13 protein-coding genes are annotated in these 16,175 nt (G+C 67.9%); 3 read left to right on the forward strand and 10 right to left on the reverse strand.

Features of this window, described 5'->3' with window-relative positions; genetic code table 11:
• Positions 1-17: 17 nt before the first annotated feature.
• Positions 18-1,727: a potassium-transporting ATPase subunit KdpA gene (kdpA, locus tag EIK80_RS10365; RefSeq protein WP_125156907.1), complete on the reverse strand. Its 1,710-nt coding sequence runs from the start codon at positions 1,725-1,727 to the stop codon at positions 18-20.
• 13 nt (positions 1,728-1,740) lie between these two features.
• Positions 1,741-1,833: a potassium-transporting ATPase subunit F gene (locus EIK80_RS10370; protein ID WP_125156908.1), complete on the reverse strand. Its 93-nt coding sequence runs from the start codon at positions 1,831-1,833 to the stop codon at positions 1,741-1,743.
• 393 nt (positions 1,834-2,226) lie between these two features.
• Here EIK80_RS10370 and EIK80_RS10375 point away from each other — a divergent pair, with 393 nt between their 5' ends.
• Positions 2,227-3,180, forward strand: coding sequence for a LysR family transcriptional regulator (locus tag EIK80_RS10375; protein WP_125156909.1), 954 nt, complete (start codon positions 2,227-2,229; stop codon positions 3,178-3,180).
• Here EIK80_RS10375 and EIK80_RS10380 read toward each other — a convergent pair.
• The 7 genes from EIK80_RS10380 to EIK80_RS10410 form a co-directional block, all read right to left on the reverse strand.
• On the reverse strand, positions 3,177-4,376 hold the full coding sequence (locus EIK80_RS10380; RefSeq protein ID WP_199743442.1) for an MFS transporter: 1,200 nt from the start codon (positions 4,374-4,376) through the stop codon (positions 3,177-3,179). The genes EIK80_RS10375 and EIK80_RS10380 overlap by 4 nt on opposite strands.
• Before the next feature lie 270 nt (positions 4,377-4,646).
• Positions 4,647-6,074, reverse strand: a complete 1,428-nt coding sequence (locus EIK80_RS10385; protein WP_125156910.1) for an alpha/beta hydrolase — start codon at positions 6,072-6,074, stop codon at positions 4,647-4,649.
• 75 nt (positions 6,075-6,149) lie between these two features.
• Complete coding sequence (locus tag EIK80_RS10390; protein WP_125156911.1) at positions 6,150-6,911, reverse strand: MipA/OmpV family protein; 762 nt, start codon at positions 6,909-6,911, stop codon at positions 6,150-6,152.
• Between the two features lie 67 nt (positions 6,912-6,978).
• Positions 6,979-8,217 carry a pentapeptide repeat-containing protein gene (locus EIK80_RS10395; protein WP_125156912.1) on the reverse strand — a complete coding sequence of 413 codons (1,239 nt, stop codon included), beginning with the start codon at positions 8,215-8,217 and terminating at the stop codon, positions 6,979-6,981.
• A gap of 122 nt (positions 8,218-8,339) precedes the next feature.
• Positions 8,340-9,299, reverse strand: coding sequence for a magnesium transporter CorA family protein (locus tag EIK80_RS10400; RefSeq protein WP_125156913.1), 960 nt, complete (start codon positions 9,297-9,299; stop codon positions 8,340-8,342).
• A 141-nt stretch (positions 9,300-9,440) separates the two neighbouring features.
• Positions 9,441-10,142: a CHAP domain-containing protein gene (locus EIK80_RS10405; protein ID WP_125156914.1), complete on the reverse strand. Its 702-nt coding sequence runs from the start codon at positions 10,140-10,142 to the stop codon at positions 9,441-9,443.
• A 67-nt stretch (positions 10,143-10,209) separates the two neighbouring features.
• Positions 10,210-11,307, reverse strand: coding sequence for an acyltransferase (locus tag EIK80_RS10410; RefSeq protein WP_125156915.1), 1,098 nt, complete (start codon positions 11,305-11,307; stop codon positions 10,210-10,212).
• A gap of 130 nt (positions 11,308-11,437) precedes the next feature.
• Here EIK80_RS10410 and EIK80_RS10415 point away from each other — a divergent pair, with 130 nt between their 5' ends.
• The gene (locus EIK80_RS10415; RefSeq protein ID WP_125156916.1) at positions 11,438-12,226 is read left to right on the forward strand and encodes a TerC family protein; all 789 of its coding nucleotides are present in this window, start codon (positions 11,438-11,440) and stop codon (positions 12,224-12,226) included.
• A gap of 74 nt (positions 12,227-12,300) precedes the next feature.
• On the forward strand, positions 12,301-13,902 hold the full coding sequence (locus EIK80_RS10420) for an MDR family MFS transporter (RefSeq protein ID WP_125156917.1): 1,602 nt from the start codon (positions 12,301-12,303) through the stop codon (positions 13,900-13,902).
• Between the two features lie 10 nt (positions 13,903-13,912).
• Here EIK80_RS10420 and EIK80_RS10425 read toward each other — a convergent pair whose 3' ends face one another.
• A complete protein-coding gene (locus EIK80_RS10425) occupies positions 13,913-16,072 on the reverse strand; it encodes a primosomal protein N' (protein ID WP_125156918.1) in 2,160 nt (719 codons plus the stop codon).
• Positions 16,073-16,175 lie beyond the last annotated feature (103 nt).

The raw sequence follows: 16,175 nt of genomic DNA on the forward strand, positions 1-16,175 counted from the left end.
TGTAATCGCCTTTGCGATTAGTGGCCGTCGGTCACGGCGAGCACTTGGAAGTGCTCGACGATCGGACCGAGGGCCAAAGCAGGGAAGAATTGCAGGCCGCCCAGGATCAGGATCACCCCGACCAGCAGGCCGACGAACAGGCCGCCGTGGGTCGGCAGGGTCCCGGCCGACGGCGCCAGCTTGGGCTTGGCGACCAGTGAGCCCGCCATGGCCAGGATGGCCACGATCGGCAGGAAGCGGCCCAGAGCCATGGCCACGCCGAGGGTGGCGTCCCACCAGGGCGCGTTGGCGGTCAGACCGGCGAAGGCCGAGCCGTTGTTGGCCGTGGCCGAGGTGTAGGCGTAGAGGATCTCCGACATCCCGTGGGGACCGCTGTGCATCAGGCCCTTCAGCGCCTCGGGCAGCACCGCGGCGATGGCCGAGAAGCCCAAGGTGGCGACCGGGATGGCCAGGACGGCCAGGATCGACAACTGCACTTCGCGGGCTTCGATCTTCTTGCCCAGGTACTCCGGCGTGCGACCGACCATCAGACCGGCGACGAAGACCGAAAGGATGGCCATGACCACCATAACCGCGATGCCCGAGCCGATGCCGCCCGGCAGGATCTCACCCAGGTGCATCAGGAACATCGCCATGCCGCCGCCCAGCGGCATCAAGCTGGAGTGCATGCCGTTGACCGAACCGTTCGAGGCGCCGGTCGTGGCGGCGGCCCAGGCGGCCGTGGCCGGCGCGCCAAAGCGCACTTCCTTGCCTTCCATGTTGACGGCGGTCTCGACGCCGGCGGCCTGTTGGGCCGGCGGGGTCATGGTCTCGGTGGCGTAGATCGTCGCCGCGCCGGCGAACAGCAGCACGGCGGCCGCCAGGACCAGGGCGCGGACGTCCTTCTTGGCCAGGACCGAGCGGCCGAAGGCGAAGAAGGCCGCCCAGCCCAGCACGTTGATGGAGATCGCCGTGATCAGGTTGGTCAGCGGCGTCGGGTTCTCGAACGGGTGCGCCGAGTTGACGTTGAAGACGCCGCCGCCGTTGATGCCCAGCATCTTGATGGCTTCCTGCGACGCCACGGCGTAGAGCGAGATCTTCTGCTCGGCGCCTTCCATGGTGTGGGCGATCACGCCCGCCGACAGGGTCTGGGGCAGGCCCAGGGCGACCAGCAGCACGGCCACGACGAACGAGATCGGCAGCAGCACATAGAGCGTGGTGCGGACCAGGTCGGCCCAGAAATTGCCGACACCCTCGCCGCGGTTGGCCGTGAAGGCGCGAGCAAGCGCGGCGGCCACGGTCGCGCCGGTGGCGGCGGAAACGAAGTTCTGGGTCGTCAGCACCAGCATCTGGCTGAGCGTCGACATGGTCGTCTCGCCCCCATAGCTCTGCCAGTTGGTGTTGGTGACGAAACTGATCGCCGTGTTGAACGACAGGTGCTCCGACAGACCCGGAAAGCCTTGCGGGTTCAGCGGCAGCACGCCCTGCAGGCGAAGCACCGCGTAGACGAAGAGAAAGCCGAAAAGGTTGAACGCCAGCAGCGCGCCGGCGTAGCTCCACCAGGTCTGGTTCTTCTTCGCGTCCACCCCGCAAGCGGCATAGAAGAACCTCTCGACCGGCCGCATTACCGGGTCGAGCCAAGTGCGCTCGCCGTTCCAGACGCGAGACATATAGACGCCCAGCGGCCAGCCGATCGCGACCGCCAAGCCGAGCGTCAGGGCGATTTCCGCCCAACCTTGCCAATTCATGGGATGTGATCCGTCAGAACTTGTCCGGCCGCAGCATCGCCACGACCATGTAGACCGCGACGACGATCGCCCCGGCTCCCCAAAGCGCGCTCACCAGCATGGTCATAGGCGCCTCAACGCGGCGGCGAAGGCGGCGAAGGCCACGAACAGCCCCGTCCCCAGCGCCAGGAAGATAAGATCGGCCATGACAGCCTCCTGCTAAGTTGCGCGGAACAGACCATGGAGGCGCGTAAGGGCTCCATTCGGGAATCTGGAGCCGCGCATAAGCGCCGCATAAAGGCCGGGGACTTGCGCCGGCTCATGCCGATCCCGCCAAACCGTCTGACTTCGTATGGAGCGCTCACGGCCGTCGGCGGGATGCTGAAGGGGCCTGGAGCGCCAGGGGCCCTACCGACCGGAGGTCAGCGCCCTCTGGAAAGAAACCCGATCATTATGGACAAATTCGCGTGCGATCAGGCCAATATCGGAAGCTTGCTTGCGACTGACGCAAAGGTGGGACATGGACAGGTTCGCGACCCTCAGCGCCTTCGTCACGGTCGTCGACCATGGCGGCTTCGCGCCAGCCGCCCGACGATTGGGCGTGGCGCCCTCCTCCCTGACACGGCAGGTCAACGCGCTCGAGAAGCACCTGGGGGCGTTGCTCCTCAACCGGTCGACCCGCAACGTCACCCTGACCGACGCCGGCGCCCTCTACCTCAACGAGGCCCGCAGGATCCTCGATGACCTCGACAACGCCGACCGCACGGTGAGCGAGCGCGGCGGGCCGCCGAGCGGGCTTCTGCGGCTGACACTGCCCGTCGCGTTCGGGCGGCTCCACGTCGCCCCGATGCTGCCGGCCTTCCTGCGGCGATATCCCGAGCTGCGCCTGGAGGTGCTGGCCACCGACGCCGTCAGCAATCTCGTCGAGGACCGCATTGACGTGGCCGTGCGGCTCGGTGCGATGAACGCCTCCAGCCTGATCGCCCGCAAGCTCGCGCCGCATCGGCGGGCGGTCTGCGCCAGCCCCGCCTATCTCGCCGAGCATGACGCGCCGCGCACGCCATCCGACCTGATGAGTCACAGCTGCCTCGTCTACGAGTACTTCAACGGCGACAGCACCTGGACCCTGGCGCGGGGCGGCGAGCGCGAGAAGGTGACCGTCAAGGGTCCTCTGCGCTCCAGCGGATCGGAGGTCTTGCGGGAAGCCGCGCTCGGCGGCGTCCGCCTTGCCCTGCTGCCGACCTGGCTGATCGGCGGCGATATCACCACGGGGGCTCTGGTTCCGGTCCTCGACGACTGGACGGCCAGCCCGAGCGCCGAGGAAGGCGCGATCTGGGCCTGCTATCCGCCGAACCGTCGCGGCCTGAAGAAGGTCGCCTGCTTCCTGGACGCCCTGGCGCGCCACATTGGCGCGCCGGCCTATTGGGATCGGGACGCTCCGGCGCCGGGCGCCGAAGACATCCCCTCTGGCTAGGCCTGCGTCGCGCGGGCGCGGCGGCTGAAATCAAGCGCCTGCAGGGCGGTGCTCAGGACGCCGAGGGCGCCCCCCAGCGCCGTCACGGCGGTCCATCCGCCCGCTTGCCAGGCCGCCGAACCGGCCGCCGAGCCGAAGGCGCCGCCCAGGAACATCGAGCCCATCAGCACGGTGTTGAGACGCGCGCGCGCCTCGGGACGCAGGGCGAAAGCGATGTGCTGGTTGGAGACCAGGGCCGACTGCATGGCGAAGTCGAGCACGATCACGCCCACGACCAGTCCCGCCACCGAGGTCCAGACGCCAAACAGCGCCCAGGAGACCAGGATCAGGATCGAGGCGAGCATGACCACCGGCTTGGGGCCGCGCCGGTCGGCGAACCGGCCGGCCAGGGGGGCGGCGAAGATGCCCACCGCGCCGACGACACCGAAGAGGCCGGCGACATCCGCGCCCAGACGGTAGGCGGGCGACTGCAGCCGGAAGGCCAGCACCGTCCAGAACACCGTGAAGGCCGCGAAGATCAGGGCCTGGGTGAAGGCGGCCAGGCGCAGGGCGGGAAACTCTTTCCAGAGGTCGCCGATCGAGGCCAGGAGCTTGCCATAGCCGAGCTTGGAGTCGGGCGCCACGCGCGGCAGCGTCATGAACATGACCGCTCCGGCGATCAGGGCCATCGGCGCGCCGAGCCAGAACATCTCGCGCCACCCAAAGCGCGTGGCCACGAAGCCGGCGAGCGTGCGACTGAGCAGGATGCCGGTGAGGATGCCCGAGAGCACCGTTCCCACCGTCGCCCCGCGCTTTTCCGGTGAGGAAAGATGCGCGGCGAAGGGTACGATCTGCTGGGCGACCGTCGAGGCCAGGCCCACCGCCAGGGACGCCACCACGACCAGGGCCGCGCTGGGCGCGAGGGCCGCCAGCACCAGAGCCAGCGCCAGGACGACGAACTGGACGCCGATCTGCTTTCGGCGATCGATGATGTCGCCCAGCGGAACCAGCAGGAAGAGGCCGGCGGCGTAGCCCAGCTGGGTGGCGGTCGGGATCAGACCGGTCAAAGGGCCAGGGAGATCCTGTTCGATCAGCCCCAGCATGGGCTGGTTGTAGTAGATATTGGCGACGGCGACGCCGGCGGCGGCGGACATCGCGAAGGTCATCGAGGATGACAGGCCTTTGCGGGCCGGTGCGTTGGGAGCGTCTGCGGACATAATCGCGTTCCTCGCGCCGGAAGCCGGCGCCTGGCGTCTGGGAAAGGGCGAGACGCGCGCCGCGGGCAGCGCCGTCTCCGGCAAGAATCCTGCCGCACTATTTAGCGTCGAGCCGGAACGAAAATAATTGGACGAATTTGCCGCTCTGCTTTGCGTGCTACGCAAAAATCGATGCGGCCGGTCCTGCCCAGGCGCGACGCGGACATGGCGACCGCACCCCCGCCTTGGCCGCGGCGGGATCGGCGCACATGCCCCAAAGGGGCGGGAAATCTACCCCGTGTACGTGAACGCCATCGGCGTGTCGGCCGCCGGCAGGCAGCTCCGGTCGACCGGTTTGGTCGGATCCTGGAAGAACGACCGGATCATCTTGCGCGTACAGGGGCTAGCGCGGCTGACGCCGTGGGTGGCGTTGGTGACGATCACCACCTGCGAACCCTCGTAGCCCTTGGCGGCGGCCTTGGTCAGTTCGGGCGGGCAACCGGGATCGATCTCGGCGGCCAGGAACAGGGTCGGGATCGCGGTCTTGACCGGCTCCTGCTCGGCCTTGGAGATCGGGCCGACGTCGATCGCCTTGCAGACATCGTGGATGCGCTGCATTGGCGCCACCATCAGGCGGGCGATCGGATCGTTCTCCGTGCCCTTGGCGACGTCAGCCCGACTTTCGAACGGGATCTCCTCCTTGCACAGGTGGGTCATGAACTGGCCCTCGCTGTAGTAGTCGCGGCTCTCGACGAAGTCGGCGACCGGGGCGACGTCGCCCTGGATCACCTTCCACAGGTCGCGCGGCAGCACGCCGGCGGTGAAGTAGCTGGCGTCCATCAGCCAGCCGCCCAGGTCGTCGGCGGCGTAGGTCTTGCCGTTGATCGTCTGGGGGCCGGCCAGCCAGCGCTCGGCGACCACGGCCAGCTTGGCCTTCAGGTCGGGATAACGCTTGGCGCACTCGGCCACGACCGCGCACTTGGCCATGACGATGTCGATCGAGTTGGAGACCATGGCCGGCCCGCCGACGGTCCAGTCGGCCTCGGGCGGCCAGGGCGAATCCTGGACCACCGCGCGCACGCCCTGCGGCTGATGAGCCTGGATGGCGGCCTCGATGCGGGTGCCGTAGGAGCCGCCGAACAGGTCGATCTGCTTGAAGCCCAGCAGTTGGCGGAGGTCCTGGACGTCCTTGGCCACCTCGACGGCGTTGTAGCGCGCGATGTTCACGCCCTTGGCCTGGAAACCCTTCAGGCAGGCGACGACGCCTTGCGCGTCCTGATCGGTCGGCGGGCCGGCGTCGGTCAGGTGCGTTCCGGGGCAGTCGAGATTGGGGACGGACTGGCCGCCGCCGCGCTGGTCGATGAAAACCCAGTCCTGGTCGAGCGCGACGAACTCGCGCGAGGCCTTGCTGGCCAGCAGGCGCGGCAGGCCCTTCAGGGCCGAACCGCCCGGGCCGCCGTGCAGATAGATCACCGGCGGCAGGCCGGCCTTGGGCTCGCTGGCGTGAACGATGGCGACCGCCACCTTGATGCGGCGGGTCCCGGGATCGCCGCGCGTCTCGTCGACGACCAGATTGCCACAGTCGACCTTCAGGCCGGTGGCCTTGTAGTCGCCGGCGCAGGCGGTCTTCTCGAACGTCGGCGCGGCCGCGTGAGCTGATCCGGTGATAGCCGCCAGGGCGAAGGCGCCAGCGGCGGCGATCCAGGACAAACGCGACATCGAAGACTCCCACGGCTTTCGTGCATCAACACCAAGGTTAATGCTCACCGCAAGGCTTCAACATGCGACCGTCCGCTAGAACCGGTAGGCGGCCGACAGCACCGCCGAGGGCTGGATCGGGTCAAAGACGATCGGGCTCTCCCTGGCGTCGCCAGTCAGCTTGGTGACCGAGCCGGTCGCGCCCAGGCTGACCCGATCGGTCAGACGATAGCTGGCGGTCAGCGAAACTGAAACGTCCTTGATCCCGCCGCCGGGACGATAGGCCGCGAGGCCCGAGGCCACCGCCTGGCTGGCGCTGATCCCGAAATAGCTGCGGTTATAGGCGCCATCGGCCCAGGTGGTCGAAACGCTGGGGATCAAGGTCAGGCGTCCGGACGGCCGCAGCGGCATGGCCAAGGTCGCGTCGACCAGGACGCCGTCGAGGTCGCCGGAGAGAACCTTGGTCGCGCCCAGACTGGCCATGACCCTGCCGGCCTTTACGTCGGCGGAGATCCGCGCCCCGGCGCCGCCCGACACCCGGCCGATGCCGGCCGGCGCGTCACGGCGGCGGTAGCCTGGCACGAAGGTCACACCGGCCCCGACATCAACAGTGTCGCCGTCGACCAGGTTGGCGCCGAGCCCCCGGCGCGAGCCGGCGAAGAAGCGGCCGTGCTTCAGGTCGATCACCGGGAACGGCAGAACGCGGTAGTCCTTGGCGCCCTGGTAAGCCGGCGCGTAGATCACCGCCCCGCCGACGACGGTCCGGTCAGGCGCGCGATCCTGGGCGCTGGCCTTGGTGGCGAGGCTCACGGCGGTCAGCACGCAGAGCAGCGCGATTGGCGTCAGGGCATGGATCATACTGCCTCCTATAGAATGCCGCGTCCGATCATCGACACAGATACGACCTCAATGCGAAGACAGATGCTTAGACCCCGCCGAAACCCGACGGCAGTTCGGCGCCGGTCAGGTCCGCGCCGTCAAGGCGGGCGCGGCTGAAGTCGGCCTCGATGAACCGGGCCCGAGGCGCGCTGACGCCCTTCAGATTGGCCCCACGCAGCACGGCGCGGGTCAAATCGGTGCGGATGACCCGGTCCTCGGCGATCTTCAGCGGGCCGAGCTTGGCGCCAGTGAGATCCGCGCGGCTCAGCTGGGCGTCGACCAGACGCGCGCCGCGCAGATCGGCCCCGCGAAGCTTGGCGCCCCGCAGGTCCGCGCCGGCCAGGTTCGCGCCCTGCAACTGGGCGCCGTCCAGGTCCATGCCGAAGAACACCGCCCGGGGCGCGAACAGGCCGGAAAGACGGCGATCCTTCAGGCGGCGCAAGGGGCGGAAGTCGACCTCGGCGGCCTTGGCCGCCTTGCCGTCGCGGCCGTCGGACTTGCAGAACAGCTCGTGGCTCTCCAGCACCTCGTTGAGGGGCAGGTCGTCGACATAGATGATCGGCGGCGGGGCGCGCAGCACCTCGGTCATGTCGGCGTCGGTCAGGTCCGCGCCGCTGACGTCGACCCCCACCATGATGGCCCGACGCAGCGAGACCTTGGACATCTCGGCATTGTGCAGGTTGGCGCCCGACAGGTCCGCGCCGTCCATGACCGCGTTCGTCAGCTTGGCGCCCTGCAGGGTGACGTTCGAGAGATCGGCGTCGGTGAAGTCGGCCTGCCGCGCGAAGGCGCCGGACATCTGCGCGCCGTTGAGGTTGGCGCCCTGCAGCATGGCGTAGTCCAGCTCGCCCGGCCGCTTGGAATGCTCCAGGATCCGCAGGCCCTTCTCGTCGTCCTGCACGGCGGTGACGCCCTCGCGCAGATCGCAGCCGGAGAGATTGGCCCCGCCGAGATTGGCCCCGCGCAGGCAGGCCCCGCGCATGTCGCAGCGGGAAAGATCCGCGTCCCGCAGATCGGAGTCGCGCAGGTCGGTCCCATACAGCGTGGCGCGGGTCAGCTTGGCCCGCCGCAGCGAGGCCCCGCCCAGCAGCGCCCCGGTCAGGTCGGCCTCCGAGAGATCGACCCCGTCCAGCTCGTAATTGTTCAGGTTGACGTACTGCAGCACCGCCCGGCGGCCCTTGGGCAGGCCTTTCATGTAGCGCGCATGAGCCTCCAGCACCTCGCGCACTACGGAGGCGTGCAGGTTGCGGATCAGGCTCGGGCGTGAAGACGCGGCGGCGGGCATGGGCGGTCGAAGAGCGCTCTCTGGCGGATACGCGGGGAACTGGGAACCGTCGCCCAACCTGCCAGATCAGCTTTAAGCCATCGTTTAGAGCGCGGTGAATTGTCGCGGGGGACGCGCGAAATCTACAGCCAGCCCTTGCGGCGGAACCACAGCAGCGGTGCGACGGCGGCCAGGATCATCATGCCGATGGCCATCGGATAGCCTTCCAGCCAGTTCAGTTCGGGCATGTGGACGAAGTTCATGCCGTAGATCCCGGCCACCAGGGTCGGGGGCAGGAACATCACCGAGAACACTGAGAACACCTTGAAGATCGAGTTCTGCTCGATGTTGATCAGCCCCAGGGCCGCGTCGAGCAGGAAGGTTATGTTGCTGGCTACGTAGCTGGAGTGGTCGGTGATCGACTGGACGTCGCGCTGCAGCGATTTGAGGTGATCGCGCAGTTCCTTGGAGCCTTCGAACTGGTCGGCCAGGGCCGCGAAGCTGAGCAGGCGGGCCAGGCTGACCAGGCTGTCGCGGGCCTTGGAATTGACGTTCTGGGCCCGGCCCAAACGGTTGAGGATGCTCTCGAACGCCGCGCCGCGCGGGCGGCTGAAGATGGCCCGCGATTGCACCTCGACCTCGGCGGCGGTGCGCTCGAGGATGTCGGCGGTGCGGTCGACGATGGCGTCCAGCAGGCCCAGGAACGTCTGCAGGCCATTGGGGCACAGGCTGGGCTGACGCTCGGCCTGGGCGGCGAACACCGAGAACGCCTTGGGCTCGACATAGCGAATGGTGATCAGGCGCGCGCCGGCCAGCACGAAGGTGACGGGGGCGGCGGTCGGCAGGTCGCCATCGGCATTGATCAGGACGGTGGCGGTCATGAACGTGCCGCCATCCTCCTGGTAGAGGCGCGAGGAGGCCTCGATCTCGGCCATCTCCTCGCGGGTGGGCAACAGGAGGCCGATCGACTGCTCGACGGCGACTTCCTCGGTCCGGGTGGGGTCGACCAGTTCGATCCAGACGGCGTCGGACGGCACCCGCCAGTCGGGCGACAGACCGCCGGATTCGAAGCCCGGAGCGCCGTGACGGAGGATTCTAAGCATGGGCGCGTCCCCCAAGCCTGCCCATGGGCAGGCTTGCCCTATCAGACGCGCGTTTTAACGGCGAAAACCGAGTACGCCTTCGCCTAACGCGCTGCGGGCCGGGTGTGCCCCGGCCCGCGCTCTAGGTCAACGTGCTCACGATCAGCGGGGCGCGTTCTGCTTGTTGCTCGTGTCGCTCGACGAACCGCCGCCAGCGGCGGCCTCGATCAGGGCGGCGATACGATCGGTCGAGTCCGCGGCCTGGCCGATGATGTCCAGCGGCGAAGAACGAACCGAGTTGGCGACCTGGTTGGCGGCCTGCTTGGCGGCCGAGACCACCGCGTTCTGAGCCATGGCGATCTTGCTGGTGGCCATGGCGATCTTCGTCGCCTGGGCGTCCTGATAGATGAAGCCGTTGGTCGGATAGACGCTGGAGCCGAGGTCACGGATCGGGTCGTACCAGACCTTCACCTGGGTCCAGTCGCCATTGGGCGAGACGTCGACGACGGTGACGTCCTTTTCGATCTGGCCGCGATCGCCCTCGATGATCGACCAGTTGGCGTGGGTGACCTGGATCACCCGGTCGGTGAGCACCTGGCTGACGAAGGCCACGTGGCCGAGGTTCATGCGGGCGGTAGGCTTGAAGGAGAGAACCGAGCCGATCTTCGGGACCGAGCCCGTGTCGTACTTGCCGGCGGCTTGCGACCACCACGTGCGGGCGTCGCCGAAAATCTGGATACCCGACATCAGACGGGCGAACGGCACGCATTGCCAATAACCGTCAGCATTGGCCGCTACCGGCGCAAAGCTGATCATGGCGGCAGCGAGCAGGGAACCCAGAAGGGCCCTGGTCCGTTTCGTCATGCTGTGGGTACTCCCCCGCGTCACTGGGCTAAGGGATAACCCTGCCAGAGACTGGTGAAAAGAGTGTTTATGCCGCGCCCGCGAGCGCCAAGCGGCGCTGTTTGCGACTCGCGGCCAGAGACTTCATCCACTCCCGACACGGGCTCTCTATGAAATGGTAGGAGATCGCCGACAGCGGGATCAGCGCGCCGACAATCAAGATCCAGACCAGGGGCGGCAGCTTGTCGCCACCGATATTGAACAGCTTGGTCGCTACATTGATCGCCAGGATTTTCCACGGGATGCAGATCATGTATGTCGAGTAGCTGATCTCGCCAAGATAGACGAAGACTGACTGTCCAGCAAACTCGAAACCACCCTTCGCGAGGGTCGCGAGCATGAAAATAAGCCCGCCCAGAAGCATGACGATCACCGGATCGGGTGCGGAAAACTGGATCGCCGCAAGCGCAGCCATGCCCAATAAAGCGGCGCCGTAGCCGCCGAGTCGGGTCGGGAATCGGTCCGAACGCCACAGGGCGTGCAGGGCGCAGCCGAAGGCGAAGCAGGGCACGATGCGCAGAGCGCCCCATTCGATGGTGGCGTCGGTCAGCGAAAAGCCGGCCAGGGCCTGGAAGGTCGGATAGAGCCCGGCGATCACCGCCAGGGCGCCCAGCACCGCGACCACGGGCCGCTCGCGCAGCTTCCACGCCGCGAAGGCGAAGGCCGGGAAGCTCAGATAGGCGAACCACTCGGCCGAGATCGACCACGAGGCGTGGTTCCAGCCGGCCACCGGCGCGAAGCCCCAGGCATGGACCAGCAGCAGGTTCGCCGGCAGTGATTTCCAGGACAGGATGTTTGGATCGACGTTCAGGCCCGCCATGGTCCCGGCGAACGCCATGGCCCCGACGCCGACCAGGGTGGCCAGGTGCAGCGGATAGACCCGCGCCAGCCGGTTCCACAGGAAGTCGCCATAGCGGAACCGCCCCTCGCCGAAACCGCGCAGATAGACGTGGCAGAGAATGAAGCCCGACAGGATGAAGAACGCCTCGACCCCCAGATAGCCCTTCTGGGCGATCGCGGGTGTGAAGGCGACGTCCAGCTTGGGCCAATAGTGGTACAGCACCACCCAGAAGGCGGCGAAGAACCGCAGCGCGGTCAGGGGCTTGATGTGGGCGGCGTCCTGCATCCACAGCGATCCTTAAGGGCCCATCCTTCCGCCCCCACGGTGGAAAGATCAGCGTTACCCGCCCATCTCGCTGTGTTACATGTATGCGTACGCGAAACGACGGCCTGGCCGATAACCTTAGAGAGGACCAATGAACGAACTCCTTAACCTGGTCGCCGACCCGGCCGCCTGGGCCGCTCTGGTGACCCTTGTGGTCATGGAAGTGGTTCTGGGGATCGACAACCTGGTCTTCATTTCGATCCTGTCAAACAAGCTGCCGCCCGAGCACCGCACGCGGGTGCGCCGCATCGGCATCTCGCTGGCGCTGATCATGCGCCTCGTCCTGCTGTCGACCATCGCCTTCATCGTCGGCCTGACCGCGCCGGTCTTCGACCTGGGGATCACTGGCCCCGTCGGCTCGCACGGCGAGCCCGGCTTCGAGACCGCCTTCTCGTGGCGCGACCTGATCCTGATCGCCGGCGGCGCCTTCCTGATCTGGAAGGCGACCAAGGAGATCCACCACAGCGTCGATCCGGACAAGAGCGACGATGTGCTGGAGAAGGACAAGGTCACCGTCGTGATCTCCAACGTCGGCGCGGCGATCTTCCAGATCATCCTGCTGGACCTGGTGTTCTCGATCGACTCGATCCTGACCGCCGTCGGCATGACCGATCACCTGCCGATCATGGTCACCGCCGTGATCATCGCCGTGGCCGCCATGCTGCTGGCCGCCGACCCGCTGGGCAACTTCATCAACAACAACCCGACCGTGGTCATGCTGGCCCTGGGCTTCCTGCTGATGATCGGCACCGTGCTGATCGCTGAAGGCTTCGGCGCCCACGTGCCGAAGGGCTACATCTATACCGCCATGGCCTTCTCGGCCGGGGTCGAGGGCCTGAACATGCTGGCCCGAAAGCGTGGGTCGAAGAAGGACCACTAGGTCCCCTCCCCCTACATCCGCGCCCTGGGGCGTGATAGGTCGGCCACCCGGCTTATCACGCTCCCAAGGCCCCGATGACCTCGCAGACCTTCACCCCCCAGGCTTTCTCCGGCGCCGAGCGCCGCCTGACCCTGGCGGCGCTGATGATCGTGTTCCTGCTGAGCGCGCTGGACCAGACCATCGTCTCCACGGCCATGCCGCGGATCATCTCCGAGCTGAACGGCCTCAATCTCTATTCGTGGGTGACGACGGCCTACCTGCTGACCTCGACGGTGATGGTGCCGATCTGGGGCAAGCTGGGCGACATCTTCGGCCGCAAGCCCGTGCTGATCACCGGCATCTCGATCTTCCTGGCCGGCTCATGGCTGTCGGGCCTGGCGGGTGAGTTCGGGACCATCCTGGGCATGCCGGGCATGGTGCAGCTGATCGTGTTCCGCGCCCTGCAGGGCATTGGTGGCGGGGCCCTCTTCACCACCGCCTTCGCCATCATCGCCGACCTCTATCCGCCGCGCGAGCGGGGCAAGTTCGCGGGCGTCTTCGGCTCGGTGTTCGGCCTGGCCAGCGTGCTGGGGCCGATCATCGGCGGCTACTTCACCGACCATGGCACGGTGCAGGTCGGAACCCACACCGTCGCCGGCTGGCGCTGGGTGTTCTACGTCAACCTGCCGCTGAGCCTGCTCTCGCTGTTCATGGTCATCGTGAAGATGCCGCCGCTGGAGCATCGCCGGGCCGGCAAGATCGACTTCCTGGGCGCGGCCCTGCTGATCGCCGCCTTCGTGCCGCTGCTGCTGGCGCTCAGCCTGGGCGGCCACAACTTCGCCTGGCGCTCGCCCCAGAGCCTCTCCCTGTTCGCCCTGGCCGTCGCGTCGCTGGCCGCCTTCGTGGTGGCCGAAACCAAAGTCTCCAACCCGATCCTGCCGATGCACCTGTTCCAGAACAAGGTGTTCACCACGGCCAACCTGGCCGGCTTCCTGATCTCCATGGCGTTCATGGGCGTGGTGATGTTCTTGCCGCTGTTCCTGCAGCTGGGCCGGGGCGTGCCGGCCACGGTCAGCGGCATGACCATGCTGCCGCTGATGGCCGGCCTGATCATCGGCAGCACCGTCGCGGGCCAACTGGTCTCCAAGACCGGCCAGTACAAGCCCTACATGCTAGGCGGCGCGGTCATCCTTCTGGTCGCGGTGTTCCTGCTGCATGACCTGTCGAAGATCCACAGCCTGCCGCTGCTTTGCGGGCTGCTGGCCTTCGTCGGCCTGGGCTTGGGTCCCGGCCAGAGCCTGTTCAACATCGCCACCCAGAACGCCGTCGCCCCGCGCGACATCGGCGTGGCCACCAGCTCCAACCAGTTCTTCAGGCAGATCGGCTCGACGGTCGGCGCGGCCCTGGCCGGGACCATGCTGACCGCGCGCCTGGCCAACCTGCCCGGCGGGGGCCTGGATCTGGGCAAGCTGGAAGGCATGGCGGTGAAGGCCGCCGCCAGCGGTCAGGCCGCCCACGCCGATCCAGTGCTGCAAGGCGCGCTGATCAACGCCGTCAGCGGCGTGATGGTCGCGGCCCTGTTCGTGATCCTGGCGGGCCTGGTGACGATCCTGTTCATCCCCGCCCTGCCCCTGCGCTCGCACCAGCCGGCGTCTGGCGCGCCGACGCTGGATAAAGCCGAGCCGACGAACAGCTAGAGAAAGCCGCCTACAGGAACGAGTAGGGGTCGATATCAATCACCACGCGGACCGAATTCGGGACCTTCGCCCGCGCCCGCCAGGCGGCCATGAACCCCTGCAGGTCGACATTGCGCTCGGCCCTGACCAGGAACCGCTTGCGGCGGCGGCCGCGCACCAAAGCCAACGGCGCGTCGGCGGGGCCGAACACCTCGACCCCCTCGGCATTGGGGATCACCGCGGCCAGGGCGTCGACATAGGCGTCCAGGGCCGCGGCGTCGGGGCCCGAGGCGATCACCGCCGCGAGCCGTCCATAGGGCGGCAGGCCGGCGTCCTGGCGCATGGCCATCTCGGCCTCGACGAAGGCGTCGCGGTCCTGGGCCTTCAGGGCCTGCATCACCGCGTGCTCGGGCGAATAGGTCTGCAGCAAAGCCCGCCCCGGCTTCTCGTGACGCCCGGCCCGACCCGCCGCCTGGGCCAGCAGCTGGAAGGTCCGCTCCCCGGCCCGCAGGTCGCCGCCCCTCAGGGAAAGGTCGGCGTCGACCACGCCCACCAGGGTCAGGTTCGGGAAGTTGTGGCCCTTGGCCGCCGCCTGGGTGGCGACGAGAATGTCGATCTCGCCCGCCGCCATGCTAGCCACCAGGGTCCTGGCGGCCTCGGCGTCCATCACGGTGTCGGACGAGAACACCGCGATCCGCGCGTCCGGGAAGATGTGCCGCGCCTCCTCCTCCACCCGCTCGACTCCGGGGCCAATCGACACGAGCGAGTCCTTGGCCCCGCAGTGCGGGCAGGCCTCGGGCTTCTTCATCGAAAAGCCCGTCAGGTGGCAGACCAGCCGGCCGGTGTAGCGGTGCTCGACCAGCCAGCTGTCGGTGTCGGGCGACTTCATCTTCTCGCCGCAGGCCTTGCACAGCACCAGCGGCGCATAGCCCCGCCGGTTCAGGAACAGCATGGCCTGTTCGCCGCGCTGCAGCGTCACGGCCATGGCCTTGATCAGCGGCGGCGACAGCCAGCGGCCGGGTTCCGGCGGCGTCTGGCGCATGTCGATCAGGTCGATATCGGGCAGCTGCGCCGCGCCGTGGCGGGCCGACAGCCTCAGCCAGCGGTAACGGCCGGCCTGGGCGTTGAACAGGCTCTCCAGCGATGGCGTCGCCGAGGCCAGCAGCACGGACGCACCCTCGATCTTGGCCCGCGCCACGGCAAGATCGCGGGCGTGGTAGATGAAGCCCTCTTCCTGCTTGAACGAGCTGTCGTGCTCCTCGTCGACCACGATCAGGCGCAGCTTGCGGAAGGGCAGGAACAGGGCCGAGCGAGCCCCGACCACGATGCGGGCGTCGCCGCTGGCCACCGCCTCCCAGACCTGCCGGCGGCGCGGCGGCGAGACGCCGGAATGCCACTCGGCCGGCAGGGCGCCGAAGCGCTGCTCGAAGCGGGCGAGAACGGCCTGGGTCAGGGCGATCTCGGGCAGCAGCACCAGGATCTGGGCCTTAGGATCCTCCAGCGCGGCCGCGACCGCCTCCAGATAGACCTCGGTCTTGCCCGAGCCAGTGACCCCATCCAGAAGCGCCGCCTGAAAGCCGCCGGCGTCCAGCATCTCTTTCATGACCGCGACGCAGGCGGCCTGGCCGGGGTTCAGGTCGCGCGGCGGCAGGGAAAGGTCCGGCCGCGGCAGGCCACGCTCCGGCTCCACATAGTCGACCGCCAGCACGCCCTCGTCCACGAGCCCCTTGACCACGCCCGCCGAGACGCCGGCGGCCGAGGCCAGCGCCGCGCTCGACAGCTTGACGCCCTCGGCGGCGGCCAGCACCTTCAGGCGCGCGGGCGTCATCCGGGCCGGCTGGGTTCCGGTCAGGACCAGCACCTTGTCGGGCTTGGGCGGCGGATGGCGCAGGCCGCGCAGGGCCATGGCCAGCGGCCAACCGGGCAGGTCCACCGAATAGCGCGCCGCCCAAGCAATAAAGGCCAGCACGCCCGGCGGCAGCGGAGGATCGTCGAGCCGGCCCTGAATGGCCTTGAGCGGCCGATTGCCGCCCGTCCCGTCGCGCAGGGCGACGACCACGCCGCGAATCACGCGCGGCCCCAGGGGCACGGCCACATGGTCGCCAATGCTCAGATCGAGTCCGTCCGGCTCGGCGTAGTCGAAGGCCTCCGGCAACGGCATCGGCAGCAGAACGGAGGCGATACGGGACATGACGGCATGCTTTTGCCGCCAAACCGTCCCCAGGTCGAGAGCAGCCGACGAGGTCGTCATCAAGCGGACATTAACCGTCTTGCCCGCTTCATCTGGAGGGAGT

It is taken from the genome of Caulobacter sp. 602-1, from assembly GCF_003931565.1.
In the GTDB taxonomy this organism is placed as follows: domain Bacteria; phylum Pseudomonadota; class Alphaproteobacteria; order Caulobacterales; family Caulobacteraceae; genus Caulobacter.